The 13,624-nt window shown below is 60.5% G+C and carries 12 protein-coding genes; 11 read left to right on the forward strand and 1 reads right to left on the reverse strand.

Annotated elements, in window-relative coordinates; genetic code table 11:
* Nucleotides 1–271: 271 nt before the first annotated feature.
* From B0E48_RS12325 to B0E48_RS12355, 7 genes are all read left to right on the forward strand, one after another.
* On the forward strand, nt 272–2,779 hold the full coding sequence (locus tag B0E48_RS12325; protein WP_139350276.1) for a glycoside hydrolase family 3 N-terminal domain-containing protein: 2,508 nt from the start codon (nt 272–274) through the stop codon (nt 2,777–2,779).
* A gap of 53 nt (nt 2,780–2,832) precedes the next feature.
* Nucleotides 2,833–4,374: a glycoside hydrolase family 30 beta sandwich domain-containing protein gene (locus B0E48_RS12330; RefSeq protein ID WP_077518455.1), complete on the forward strand. Its 1,542-nt coding sequence runs from the start codon at nt 2,833–2,835 to the stop codon at nt 4,372–4,374.
* A 283-nt stretch (nt 4,375–4,657) separates the two neighbouring features.
* Nucleotides 4,658–5,944, forward strand: coding sequence for an alkaline phosphatase family protein (locus B0E48_RS12335; protein ID WP_217318021.1), 1,287 nt, complete (start codon nt 4,658–4,660; stop codon nt 5,942–5,944).
* Nucleotides 5,945–6,035: 91 nt separating this feature from the next.
* Nucleotides 6,036–6,980 (forward strand): M14 family metallocarboxypeptidase, encoded by a 945-nt coding sequence (locus B0E48_RS12340; RefSeq protein WP_077518456.1) that lies wholly within the window; start codon nt 6,036–6,038, stop codon nt 6,978–6,980.
* A 101-nt stretch (nt 6,981–7,081) separates the two neighbouring features.
* Nucleotides 7,082–7,960 (forward strand): hypothetical protein, encoded by an 879-nt coding sequence (locus B0E48_RS12345; RefSeq protein WP_077518457.1) that lies wholly within the window; start codon nt 7,082–7,084, stop codon nt 7,958–7,960.
* A 263-nt stretch (nt 7,961–8,223) separates the two neighbouring features.
* Nucleotides 8,224–8,526, forward strand: a complete 303-nt coding sequence (locus tag B0E48_RS12350) for a hypothetical protein (protein WP_077518458.1) — start codon at nt 8,224–8,226, stop codon at nt 8,524–8,526.
* A gap of 53 nt (nt 8,527–8,579) precedes the next feature.
* Nucleotides 8,580–9,098 (forward strand): GNAT family N-acetyltransferase, encoded by a 519-nt coding sequence (locus B0E48_RS12355; RefSeq protein WP_077518459.1) that lies wholly within the window; start codon nt 8,580–8,582, stop codon nt 9,096–9,098.
* Between the two features lie 206 nt (nt 9,099–9,304).
* Here the strand turns inward: B0E48_RS12355 and B0E48_RS12360 are convergent, their stop codons facing one another.
* The gene (locus B0E48_RS12360) at nt 9,305–10,495 is read right to left on the reverse strand and encodes a hypothetical protein (protein WP_139350278.1); all 1,191 of its coding nucleotides are present in this window, start codon (nt 10,493–10,495) and stop codon (nt 9,305–9,307) included.
* Nucleotides 10,496–10,559: 64 nt separating this feature from the next.
* On the opposite strand from B0E48_RS12360, the gene B0E48_RS12365 reads away from it, so the two are divergent.
* The 4 genes from B0E48_RS12365 to B0E48_RS17850 all read left to right on the forward strand — a co-directional run bounded on the left by B0E48_RS12365 (nt 10,560) and on the right by B0E48_RS17850 (nt 13,467).
* Nucleotides 10,560–11,327, forward strand: a complete 768-nt coding sequence (locus B0E48_RS12365; RefSeq protein ID WP_077518461.1) for a hypothetical protein — start codon at nt 10,560–10,562, stop codon at nt 11,325–11,327.
* Nucleotides 11,328–11,420: 93 nt separating this feature from the next.
* The gene (locus tag B0E48_RS12370) at nt 11,421–11,942 is read left to right on the forward strand and encodes a GNAT family N-acetyltransferase (RefSeq protein WP_077518462.1); all 522 of its coding nucleotides are present in this window, start codon (nt 11,421–11,423) and stop codon (nt 11,940–11,942) included.
* A gap of 200 nt (nt 11,943–12,142) precedes the next feature.
* Entirely contained in the window at nt 12,143–12,304 is a 162-nt protein-coding gene (locus B0E48_RS17800; protein WP_168170353.1) for a hypothetical protein, read from the forward strand.
* Between the two features lie 272 nt (nt 12,305–12,576).
* Nucleotides 12,577–13,467 carry a hypothetical protein gene (locus B0E48_RS17850; protein ID WP_174566742.1) on the forward strand — a complete coding sequence of 297 codons (891 nt, stop codon included), beginning with the start codon at nt 12,577–12,579 and terminating at the stop codon, nt 13,465–13,467.
* The last annotated feature ends 157 nt before the right edge of the window (nt 13,468–13,624 follow it).

The following is a 13,624-nucleotide window of genomic DNA, read 5'->3' on the forward strand; positions in this document are numbered from 1 at the left end:
GCCAGGGTGATCTTGTGCGTGCTGCGTCACCTGCCGGCAGGCTTGTGCCGCAGTAGGATGGGCGTCATGGCAGTGGCAGTCCGCGCAGTCCGCATGCCTCGGCGGAAACCCCGTGCCTGCAATAATGTCAGGCACATGCTCCAAACAATCGAGGCTTCCGATGGTCCGTACCCGATGCTTGTGGTTGGTATGCGCAGTGCTGGCGACAGTCAACTGCGTGGGCGCTGCACTGGCCGCTGATGCGGCAGCGGCGAAAGACGGCCGATCTTCGATGGCGACCTCTGCCGGCGATCACTTACCGGCGCCGACCCACTATACGGACTGGCCGGCGATCGAGAGCCGCCTTCCCGCCGATCCCGCGCTGGAATCGCGCATGCGGAAAATCGTGGCGAGCATGAACCTCGCCCAGAAAATCGGTCAGATGACGCAGGCCGAGATCAAGTCGATCACGCCGGCCGAGGTGACGAAATTTTATATAGGTTCGGTACTCAATGGCGGCGGCTCCTGGCCGGGTGGAAACAAGCACGCCGGGATCGCGGATTGGCTGACGCTGTCCGACCGTTACTACGATGCGTCGATGGCGACCGACGCGGCGATCAAGCTGCCGATCATCTGGGGCATCGACGCCGTGCATGGGGACAACAACGTCTTCGGGGCCACGCTGTTCCCGCATAACATCGGCCTGGGTGCGGCGCACGACCCGGCCTTGATGAAGGAGATCGGCGCGGCCACCGCCAAGGCAGTACGCGCCACCGGCGTCGAATGGGCGTTCGCGCCGACCCTCGCCGTGGCACAGAATGCCCGTTGGGGCCGCAGCTACGAAAGTTTTTCCACCGACGGTCCGCTGGTGCGCGCGTATGCGCGTGCGTACGTGGCCGGACTGCAAGGCGGCTTTGGCGACCACAACGTGATGGCGACAGCCAAGCATTTCATCGGCGACGGCGCGACCCAGAACGGAAAAGACCAGGGCGATGCCAAGGTCAGCCAGAACGACATGATCAACGTGCACGGCTCGGGATACTTCGGCGCGCTTGAGGCCGGGGTGCAGAGCGTGATGGCGTCCTACAACAGCTGGGATGATGTCGCCGCCGGCATCAACTACGGAAAGATGTCGGGCGCGCACGCTTTGTTGACGGGTGCGCTGAAGGACAAGATGGGCTTCGACGGCTTTGTCGTTTCCGACTGGAACGCCATCGGCCAGTTGCCGGGATGTACCAATGCCAGCTGCCCGCAAGCGATCAATGCGGGCATCGACATGGTGATGGTGCCCGATGACTGGAAGGCCTTCATCGCGAATACCACCCGCCAGGTCGAGGCTGGCCAGATCCCGATGGCGCGTATCGATGATGCGGTCAGCCGGATCGTTCGTGCCAAGTTGCGCATGGGTCTGTTCGGCACGCGGCCTTCGCAACGGGCAGGTGCTGGCGACGCCGGGTTGTTGCAGAGTCGCGAGCTGGCGCGGCGCGCCGTTCGCGAGTCGCTGGTCCTGTTGAAGAACAATCACGACGTGCTGCCGTTGAAGCCAGGGTCGAAGATTCTGGTGGTGGGCAAGAGTGCCGACAGCCTGCCCAACCAGTCCGGTGGCTGGTCGTCGACCTGGCAGGGTACCGGCAACAGCAATGCCGACTTTCCCAATGGCGACACGATCCTGGCTGGGCTGCGCCATGCCGATGGTGCGGCGAATGTCACTTACAGCGAAACGGCGCAGGGCGTGGATCTGAAGTCCTTCGATGCCATCGTGGCGGTGATTGGCGAGACGCCGTACGCGGAGACCATGGGCGACATCATGCCGTCGGCCACCCTGCGGCATAGCGATCGCTATCCGGAGGATCTGGCCGTCTTGCAGACGGTGGCCAGGAGTCACAAGCCCGTGGTTGCCGTGTTCGTGGCGGGACGTCCGCTCTACGTCAACAACCTGCTCAATCTCTCCGACGCGTTCGTGACTGCATGGCTGCCCGGCACCGAAGGCGCTGGCGTGGCAGACGTGTTGTTTGCAGGCCGCTCCGGCGCGGGTCACTACAATTTCAGCGGGACACTCGCCATGCCGTGGCCTGGCGTCCCTTGTCCCGACGCGAGCGATGGCAGTGCCAAGCCGACACGCTGGCTGTTCACGCCCGGCTACGGCCTGCGCTATCCCAGCAAGCATGCAATAGGTGCGCTGCCCACCGATTCCGCCGTCAACTCTTGCGCCGAAGCGTCGATGCTGTCGGTGTTCCACACGCTGGCCGTGCCGCCGTTTTCGCTCTATCTGGCCGATGCGAACCCGCAGCAGCCGGCGCATGACATCGGTGCCGATCTGAATGCCGTCATCGAGTGGCCGGCAAGCCATCCGGTGCTGCGTTTGCGCACGGTGCAAGTCAACACCCAGCAGGACGCCAAGTCCGTTGCGTGGCTCGGCGCCGGCCGATTCTTTGCGCAGAGTCCGCAACCTGGCAACCTGATGCCACTGGTAGCCACCCATGCGGCGTTGCAGTTCGATGTGGTGATCGCCACGCCCGCCACAGGGCCGGTGAAGGTGTACATGGGCTGTGGCGACCATTGCACGACCAGTGTCGACCTGACGCACACCTTCGCCGGCTATGCGAACGGCGTTCGCCACAGCGTATCGATTCCGCTGGCGTGTTTCGCCAGGAACGGTGTCGACTTCTCGCATATCGATGTGCCGTTCGGCGTGCTGGCATCGGCGCCGTTTTCCGCCGCTTTTGCCGACGTGAAAATCATCGCCGGTACGCAGGCTGGACGCGCCGACTTGCCATGCGCAAGCCTGGGCGTTCCGTGAGCATGGGGTCATCGCGATGAACTGCGGTATAGGCGATATGCGTTGTGTGCACCATGGATGAGCGCAAAGGCGTTTCCATCTGGATGGCCATCTCATCCATCGCCTTGATTACCCTGCTCGCACTGACCTCTCTACATGTATCGCGCCGCCAGCATCCCACGGCAGGGCACAGAGTTACCCCACCCCGTCCGATCATGCCCACCGTCCAGCTGTGGTTGAGCACGGCTGATCGCCGACTGCGTCTGGCGCAGCAGCCCGATATCGAGATGAGCCCACGCGAGTCGGCAGCCGCCGATGTGGTCATCGATATCAACAAGAAATATCAATCCATCGTCGGCTTCGGGGCCGCGCTGACGGATTCGTCGGCATGGTTGCTTCAGGACAAGATGAGCGGGCAGCAGCGCAGTGCGCTGTTGCTGGAAATGTTTGGCCCACCGCCAAACCTCAATTTCAACATGATGCGCCTGACCATCGGCGCCTCGGATTTTTCGCTGCAGCAGTACACCCTGGATGATCTTCCCTTCGGCCAGGTCGATCCACCCTTGCAGCATTTCAATGTCGCCGCCAATTTGCTTGAGGTGATACCGACCGTACGCGAGATCCTGTCCGTCAATCCCCAGTTGCGCATCATCGCGTCGTCATGGAGCGCACCGGCGTGGATGAAGGACAGCGAAAACCTGATTGGCGGAGCCTTGCTGCCGCAGTACGAGAGCACATTCGCGGACTATCTCGTCAAGTATCTCGACACCTACCGCGGCTACGGCATCCCCATTTTCGCCTTGACCTTGCAGAATGAGCCGGGCTTCGTACCGGTGACCTACCCGGGCATGGAATTGCCTGCGGCCACCCGGGCACGCATCGTCGCGCAGTATCTCGGTCCGGCGTTGGCAAGCCGCAGGCCAACAACGCGCATTCTTGAGTGGGACCACAACTGGGACGAGCCGGAGCAACCCTTGAGCGTGCTGGCCGACCCTGCCGCGGCGCGTTATATCGACGGCGTTGCCTGGCACTGCTACAGCGGCAGCCCGTACGCGCAGGGCAAGGTGCATCGTGCGTATCCCAAGAAGGACGCCTATATCACCGAGTGTTCCGGTGGCGACTGGGAGTCCAGCAAGAACGGTGAATTGCTCTGGTTTTCGCGCGACCTGCTGCTCGCCGGGCTCAGGCAGTGGGCGCGCGGTGTGGTGTACTGGAACCTGGCACTCGACGAGCAACATGGTCCGCATTTCGGTGGGTGTGACGCCTGCAAAGGCGTGGTCATGATTGACTCACATACGGGTGAGGTGAGCCGCAACGATGAATACTACGCGTTCGCCCACTTCAGTCGATTTGTCTTGCCCGGCGCCGTCCGGGTGGGATCCAGTGAGACCGACAAGGGCATCGACAATGTGGCATTCCGGAATGCTGCTGACGGATCGATCGTGCTGGTAATGGTCAACAGCAATACGAGTGCACGCCGCGTTTCCGTGGCACAGGACCGAACCGGCTTCCAATATACGTTGCCACCACAGAGCGTGGCGACTTTTGAATGGAACCCGGATCAGGCAGGCGCATGGATACGACGGGTTATCGGCTGGTTGAAAAATGCCCGCTAAGGATGGCTTGAAATCTTTGCCCGTCATCCCAGCGGTTGTTGAAAACCGCTGGGATGACGAGTTATTCAGACTATCGCCAATGAGCGGACGTTCAGTGAGTGCAAACTGATCGAGTAATGCAGTGTTTTGACAGGCAGCTTTTCTCCATCGACGGGATCGCATGATGTATCCAACCTCCAGTCTGCTTCGAAACGTAGTGGCTACGGCGATGCTCCTTGTTGGCAGCATCGCGCTTCCATTGTGCGCACATGCGACACAGGCCACGCAGGGTCCGAAGGTCATTGTGATCAGTCTCGACGCCTTCGCTGCGGCCAGCCTGCATGAGCCCGAGCTGCCGGCGCCAACGCTGCAGGCGTTGATGCAGCGCGGTGCCTATGCGGCTTCCATGCAGCCGATCAACCCCACCATCACCTGGCCCAACCACACCGCCATGGTCACCGGCGTCGATGCGAGTCTGCATCATGTGCTGGTCAACGGGCTCATCGTCGATCAGCGCGCCGCTACGCCACCCAGGATCGAGATGTGGGTGCCGAAGTCGCGGCTGGTTGCCGTCCCTACCGTCTACGATGCCGCGCACCAGGCGGGACTCACCACGGCGCAGGTGGACTGGGTCGCCATCGAAGACACACCGAGCATCGATTGGCAATTCGCCGAACGTCCGGATCCCGACGGCGCCATCGAGCAGGATCTCGTGCAGCAAGGCGTCGTCACCCATGACCAGCTCGTGCATTTCGGCAAGCCATCCCAGGCGTGGCGCGACCGCATGTATACCCGCGCGGCGATCGACATCATCCAGCAGCATCACCCCGACCTGCTGTTGCTGCATCTGTTGTCGCTCGACAGCATCGAGCACGATACGGGCTTCGGCAACGACTCGGGGCGCAATACCATCGCCTTCCTCGATGACCGCGTAAAGGAAGTTATCGACGCGGTGCGCGCCGTCGGCGAGCTCGACCGCACGACCTTCATCATCGTCTCCGATCACGGTCAGCAGAGCGTTCACCAGCTATTGCACCCCAACGTCCTGCTCAAGCAAGCCGGCCTGAAGGCAGCCTCGGCGACCCACCCCAGCTTCAGCATCGTTGACGGAGGTTACGCCCTGGTCTTCCAGCAGCACGCCACGGAAGCCTCGACCAAGGAGTTGAAATCGCTCTTCGCGGGCAAGCCCGGCATCCGCTCGGTACTGACTCCCGCCGAGGCGGCGAAGGTAGGCTGGCCGACGCCGGCACAGAGTGATCAGGCGCCCGATCTGCTGCTCTACGCAGCCGATGGCTACGCCTTCCGTGAAGGCGACATGGGAGACTATGTGACACCGACCAAGGAAGTCGGCGATCACGGCTACCCCAACTCGGACCCGCTCATGCAGGGCATTTTCATTGCGGCGGGTTTCGGCATACGGCCCAAGGGTGAAATCCCGGCCTTCCTCAATATCGACATCGCGCCGACGATCGCACAGCTCCTGCACATTTCGCTCGGCACGATCCAGGGCAAGCCGCTGACGGAGATTCTGGAATCGCCTGGCCACGTGGTCGAACAGGCGGGTCTGATGCCAGCGAAGCCGGGCGAGTGACCGGGAGGTCGACGCATCGCGGCCGTCGCCGTTTCAGTACGGTGCTAAAGTGTTTCGCTTCTCCTGATGCCACAGCGAAGCGAGCGCCGCGATGATGACCCAAGATTCCTATCCCATCGGTACGCCCGGACGCCCCTGGGGCGAAGCGGAAGTGGCGACGTGGCGATCGCGGCAGAGCATCCAGCGCAGTTACGCAGCGGACGTGTTGCGCGTGATCGAGACACTGCGCGCACGCTTCGACGTGTCGGAGTACGGCCAGCTGGATTACGCGCCTGACCGCTACCCGCTGTTCGCGATCAAGAGCCGCGACTGGCGCGATGAACTTCCCATCATGTTGGTGACCGGCGGCGTGCATGGCTATGAAACCAGCGGCGTGCACGGCGCGCTGCAATTCGTCGACCAGCATGCGGCGGACTATGCGGGGCGGGCCAACCTGATCGTCGCGCCATGCGTCAGCCCATGGGCCTACGAGCGGATTCATCGCTGGAACGCGGATGCGCTCGACCCGAACCGCTCGTTCCGCGAGAACAGCCCAGCGCAGGAATCGGCGGCGCTCATGCAGCTGGTCGCACCGTTCCGCGATCGTGTGCTGATGCATATCGATCTGCATGAAACCACCGACACTGATGAGTCCGAATTTCGCCCCGCGCTGGCCGCCCGAGATGGCGTCGATTACAAAGCGGGTGAAATCCCCGACGGCTTCTATCTGGTCGATGACAGCGCGCATCCGCAACCGGCGTTCCAGCAAGCGGTGATCGCGGCGGTGGCGAAAGTCACCCACATCGCTCCGGCCGATCGCCACGGCGAGATCATCGGGTCGCTGGTGGTTGCGCCGGGCGTCATCGAGTACCCGCTCGCAAAGCTCGGTCTCTGTGCCGGCATCACCAGCGCGCCGTACAAGACCACCACCGAGGTCTATCCCGACAGCCCACGCGCCACGCCCGAACAATGCAACGCCGCGCAGGTGGCAGCGGTTTGTGCAGCGATCGATTTCGCGCTGGCACATCCGGCAGGGGCCTCCGTCGAACGGTCTTGAAGCAGAAACTGCAGCATCAGACTGCACTTTCCTCTGCTATAAAGCGACCTTGCACTTAGCCAAGTCAACTCGCAAGCCAACCAGCCAGGGAAAGGAACCACATGTCCAAGATCCACATGCAGTGCATGTCAGCAGTCACCAGCCTACTGCTGGCGGTCGTCATGGCATTTCCAGCAAGTGCGCAGACTCCGACTACATCGGCTACCCAGACGGCACCTCCTCATGGCATTGGAATCCTTCCCCTCCCGGTGTTGCCGCCGGCGCCGCCCGATAAAAACCTTTACACCACGTACTCCTTTGGCAATTCGACATCCATAAACTGGTTGGTCTGCGGTAGCACGAGTCAGAGCGAAGGCTGCTATGGCTCTGGAAACCTGGGGCGCTTTGGCCACGCCGGCGCCATCATCGAAGGCAACGAGGTCTTCAACAACACGACGGTCACACGCAACATCTATGTGGTGGATGATGCGGCGGGCGGCGGGACAGGGGTGACGCTCTATGTCTACCAGAAGACCGACGTCGTGACATCTTCATATGACACAACGACCGTAACGCTGACCAATACGATCGCCCTTCCGCTTACTGGCGGAGCCAATGCAACGACCTATATGGCCGCCAATAACGGCTACCTCTTCATCGGAACCAACCTCGGTTCGTCCGCTGTCGAGGTTTCAAAAGCCGCTTTGTCCTTCGGGCAGATCGGAGGATTCTCCCCACCGCTGAATGTATCGTCCATTACGGCCAACAAATATGGTTACGTGACAGTGAACTTCGGGGGAAGCAGTGGTTTCAGCGGTTTCTACACTTTTGGTCCCAGTGGCGGCTCTGTTGAAGATGGTGGCGGAAACGAAAATGCAGTCGATACGATGAACGCCATTTCTACCGCCAACCTTGAGGGCAATGGCAGCAGCGAGATTTCCGCATCAAGGATGCAGGTTCGATTCAAGAAAGCAGTGCCACAGGGCACGACTGGGAACTGAACCGTTCCATCGGGTCATATCGTTCGTTCTGAAAAGCAATGGCGCCGCAATCATGCGGCGCCATTGCCGTTTTTCTGACCAAAACAGGGAAACAGGCAAGATGAAAGGTAACCGGGTGGGAGGACGCTATCGAAAAGCTGCCGGGAAGTTGAGGGCCGCAGGATCCGTGTGGTATTGCTGGAGTATCCGGCTTAAGCATGCATGCGGGCGAAAATGGAAAATAGCTGGAGGAGTCCCCTTTATCACCGCGGAAGGAAACACCCATGTCATCCGGATGGCTCATCTTCGGCACGATCGCCCAGTTGATGCTGGCTTATTTCCTCTTCATGGTCGTCGTTTTTTCCGCCGCCGGGATGGGCAACACAGCTAGCCTCGGCAGGCTTCAGCTGGCCATTCTGAATCTTTCGATGTACGTGCTTCCCGCCTTGTGCGTCTTGAGTGCGGGCATCGTCCTGTATCTGTACAAACATGGTGCAAGCGCCGCATCGTACTGGTGGTATGCGTTGCCGCTGGCGGCGACGGCCTTGTACCTGATCTACGTCATCAGCTTTAGCAGCAGGTCATAGCGACGAATCGAGTGAGTACCCTTAGAGCAAGAAGCTAACCAGACGTTGATCCCATGAAAGTCAGGCTACTCGATCCATCCGACGCACGGGCCTACCAAAGGCTCCGGCTGCTGGCGCTGCAGGAAACTCCGACGGCTTTCAGTGCAAGTTATGGCGACGAGGCTGGCCGATCCATGGATGAAGTGGCGGCACGGATCACTCCGGCTGCCGATGGATCCATCTGTGTCTTGGGCATCTTCGAACGGGATGAGCTGGCTGGGTTTGTGGTCGTCATCCATCCGCAACGAGAGAAGCTGTGTCATGCGGTTGAACTGGCCGGCATGTACGTAGCCCCAACATTTCGCCGTCGCGGATTCGGCCGTACGCTGCTGAAGGTCACCGTGGCTCATGTCCAATCTATTGCTGGCGTTCGTCAGATCAAGTTGGGCGTCAACGCTACGAATACGGGGGCGAAGGCGCTGTATCAGTCGATCGGTTTTGCAAGCTATGGCGTGGAGCCGGATGCACTGCGGGTCGACGGCACGTTTTATGGCGAGGAACACTATGTGCTTCGGATCGATCCGCTCGCCTGACAAGCTGCCCGTGGGAGAAGAGCAGGGACATCGGCATGGTGATGTGACTCTGCCGATGCAGCAGGAAGTCGCGTACCTCACGCTCGGGGATATGGTTGCAGTGGCGGCCTACGCTGGCTCGCTCAAGCCTGGACGACAGGCGTTCACGCGAAAACCTGGCAAAGGGGACGGCAACCAGTCCGCCCCCTGCTTTTCATGCTGTATGCCTAATAGCTATCGTGATCCGCGCGCATGATGGCGATACCATTCGTGGTGGCGCTGTTGATGGTCGCCAGTCCCTTCAAGGTAAAGTTGCCGTCCTCGTCGACGTTGAAAATGGAGACATGCGAGACGCTGCCGTTGGCGTCGACAACGGCAGCAAGGTCGCTGCGGTAAGTGATGTCGGTCGGGTCGCCATTGAAGCTTGCAACCACCGCTGCGTCCTGGATGATTTTTTCGCCGTAGACGACATAGCGTGACACCGACTTGCTCGGCGAATTCGAGGAGAACAGGAAGGGGCCGTCCAGTGTGACCCAGCATGGCGCGGATTGGGTGCCCGAGCCTGTGATGGTCAGCACGGCGTTGTTTCGAACCAGGCTGATCTCGTTGGCGTGGGCAATCGTCACATAGGCATCATTGCCGCGGGTGGCCAGGCCGAACGGCGCATTGACGTTGGCGGGGATGTTGGCAACCAGCCCGGTCGAACCGATGACCGCACCCTGTCCATCCAGGTTGACCGTTTCAATCGCGTTGCTTTTTTCGCTGATGACCAGCTGACCCTGCAGCGTTCCCAACTGGGCGGCGGAGCCATCACCGATGACCAGTTTCGCCTCACCATCGGCGGCCGATTCCACGCCGTGGCGATCGATCCGGTGCGATTCGATATACGACGCGGTCAGGATGTACAGGTGGTCGTTGCCGAAAGCGACGCTGACGGGATTGGTGAGGGCTGGTACAAGCTTCTCGTAGCGCAGGCCGGTGTGAGCAGGGTCCTTGTCGAATATCGACACGTTGCCCGAGCCGAAATTCACCACGGCGAGTCGTGCATGGTCCTGGGCAATGCCGCCGGCGTTGCCGCTGACGCCTCCCGCGCCACCGGTGGGAAGCTGTTCGAGCAGGGTGCCCACCGTGTTGTAGATCATCAGCTTGTTGTTCGCCGTATTCGACGCGGTCACGATCATCGCCTGATCATCCCTCGACGATGAAGTGCCCTGGGCTGCCACCGCGCCGGCAATCATCAACGAAAGCAAAGTCATGCCACAGACTATCTTTTTCATGTACGTATCCTCGACGGTAACGATTCGGAATGACGACCTGGTTTGAAGTCGCCCTGCAATACTTCCAGCCGACCGGAATTGCGCCGGTCTTCTAATCATTCGTCGGGCTACGGGGAAAGTTACGCGCTGCTTTTGCTTCATTGAAGCCCGAGGCAGTCCAGCTTGATTTAAGCTGGCTGCCTGTCGTCATGCGATCGGAGGGGGCATGTTCGGACTATTTCGCAAAGGGACCTTGCTGGGTGACGAACTTACCGAGTGGCAGTTTGATGTTTTCGCATGGCTGCTCAGGCATACCGGGGGCTTTGATGCGTTCAAGCATCACCGCCTTATCCAGCCGACGCCGCAATTTTTCGAACGGCAGGGCGCGCAAGGACAAGCGTTTGCCGAGACGATCTTTGCTCAGGTGCGCGGACACGCCGGCATGGCGGACTGGCCGTGCACGCTGCAAGCGCAGGAAGACGACCCCAACCCACTAGTCGCTCCGACGTTACTGGTTCAGGGCGCGCCATCTTCGCCGGGTGGAACCTTTCGCGCCACGGAGGATGGCGCACTGATCACCTACCATCCGTGCAAAGTCAACGAGCCGATGTCATTGATTGCCACGTTCGCGCATGAGCTAGCCCACTACCGCACGGCGCGCTTCCCCGAGCCACCACCTGGCGGCTGGGATGTATGGGAGCCAGCCACCGACCTGACGGCAGTGTTCCTCGGTTTCGGTCTTTTCCTCGCCAACTCGCGGTTTCATTTTGCCCAGCACTCCGACGGGCAGACGATGGGTTGGCGATCGCAGTGGCAGGGTTATCTGTCCGAGCCGGAGATACTGCACATGCATGCGATTTTCGCAACGCTTCTCGAACTGCCGATGGTCGAGACACTCAAACATCTCAAGCCGGCTTTGCGCGGAACCTACAGGCGTTTGCACAAAGATGTGGGGCAGGCAGCCAGTGAGCTGGACAAACTGCGAGCCATATAACTGCGAGCGAGCTAGAGAAGGAATGGATCTTCGTGCACTTTCTCCGAATCCCGTACACACTTCCTTGCCGCCTGATCCCAGAAAGCTCGCCTGATGCTTCGAGACGTTACATCCGCTGATTTTCCCGCGATCCTCGCTCTCAACGAGGCCTTCGTGAGCGTGCTCAGTCCGCTCGACGACGTGCGTCTGGCGCATCTGCATGCGCAGGCGGCGCTGCATCGCGTGATCGAACAGGACGGCCGGATCGAGGCGTTCCTGCTCGCGTTCCGCGAAGGGGCGGACTACGACAGTTCGAACTACCGGTGGTTTGCGCAACGCCATGCGCGCTTTCTGTATGTGGATCGCATCGTGGTGGCCGCTGACACGCAGGCGCAGGGCGCCGGCAGCCGGCTCTATCGCGACGTGTATGCACTGGCGTCGCGGGATGATGTGCCGTTGATCACCTGCGAGTTTGATATCGAGCCGCCGAATCCGGCGTCCGAACGATTCCACGCCAGGCTGGGGTTTCGTGAAGTGGGTCGTCAGCAGCTGGACGACGGCCGCAAGACCGTCTCGTTGCAGGCATTGGATGTTGCTACGGGCAACACGCCGCTGGGAAAGATCGACGTCGGCTGAGGCAAGCATCTCAGGGCGCACACGGCATCTTCTGTCCGGTTGTCCGGTCTCGCCAGATCCGCTGTCCGCGGACAACTAGGCGACATGCTCCGCACTGATTTCTTCTTCGAAAATTCAACGACATAAGTCTTTCGAATGAGTTGGCACAGCGCTTGCTCTACAGACAGCACAGGGCAGATTGCCAATCACGGAGACACATCATGAAATTCGAATCACAGATCCTGGGCGCACTGTTCGTTGCCTGCTTCGGCATCTGCGCGCTGGTCATGGGCGCCATGCTGAAAACCACGCCGGCCTCGGTGCAACTGGCAAGCGCGGACAAGGTGGCTGCCGTCGCCATGGTCGCGTCGGCCCACCGCTGATGCCGTCTGCTCGCGCACCAGCGATTGCTGCTGCTCGGCGACGATGGGGCCGGTCAGTGCTCAGACGGCGCCGAGCAGCACCTGGCCGATATGTCCGGATTCGGCGGTCAGCACTGGACCTCCAATGCTCCGCACTGTCGACTGGTGTATTGCCGTATTCTTGACATGCATCTGGAGTAACAATGCGGGTACAGGGGACGTATTGGGGTGTCTCGCTGGCTGTCAGAAATGGCGCGGGACAATACAGCTGTTCGACTCAAAGGGGTGACAACATGAAACGGTTATTGAAGCTAATGCTTGCCGTCGGCGTTCTGTCGTTCGCATTCATCACGTCCGCGCACGCGCAAGCAACACGAACCTGGGTGTCTGGCGTAGGTGATGACGCGAACCCATGTAGCCGCACTGCACCATGCAAGACATTCGCCGGAGCCATATCAAAGACCGCAACCCAGGGCGAAATCGACGTGCTCGACCCGGGTGGCTTTGGTGCACTGACTATCACGAAGGCCATCACGATCGATGGTGGTGGGCAAATGGCTGGTGTGCTGGTCTCCGGCACCAACGGCATAACCATCAATGCCGGAGCCACTGATACGGTCGTCCTGCGCGGTATCGCGTTCAGGGGCGTTGGAACGGGCGTGGATGGTGTGCAGATCCTCGGTGCCGGCAATGTGGTCATCGATCACTGCACGTTCCAGGGATTCATCCACAACAACATCGAGGTCAGCCTTGCTTCCAGCGGTTATGTGCTGGTGCAGGACTCGACGATCGTCGGTGGTGACAAAGGCGTCGTCATTACTGCAACCAGCGGCCCTGGGCCGGTCTCGGCGCTCTTGAAAAACGTCACTGTTCAGGGAACGCGCATTGCGCTGCAGACACTGCGTGGCCATATCGACGCCACCCATTCAACCATCCAGAACAACCTCGGTTACGGTGCGCAAGCCACCGTGGGCTCGATTGGCCTGGAGAACAGCATTTTCTCCGGCAACGGCATCGCCATTGAGGCCGAGTCCGGTGGCCAGGTGAATCTCTCCAACGTCGACATGTTCAACAACACGGTGGGCATTGGCGCGGGTGGTGGCATTGTGGCATCCGCACTCAACAATCGTCAGTTCAACAGCACCACACCCGGCGCACCGAATGCGACGATGCTGACTCAATAGTTTTCAGCTAGCTGCTTCGTTCGTCCAGCGCCCGCCGCAAAGTGCCGCAGCGGGCGCTTTTCAGTTGGATCGCCCGGTCTTGATGAGGGTATCGAGCAGGCTATCGGCCAGACGACCGATATGTTCGGGCTCGGTCATCTCAAGTCCTGGTCGGATA

This window comes from Rhodanobacter sp. C03 (assembly GCF_002001175.1).
In the GTDB taxonomy this organism is placed as follows: domain Bacteria; phylum Pseudomonadota; class Gammaproteobacteria; order Xanthomonadales; family Rhodanobacteraceae; genus Rhodanobacter.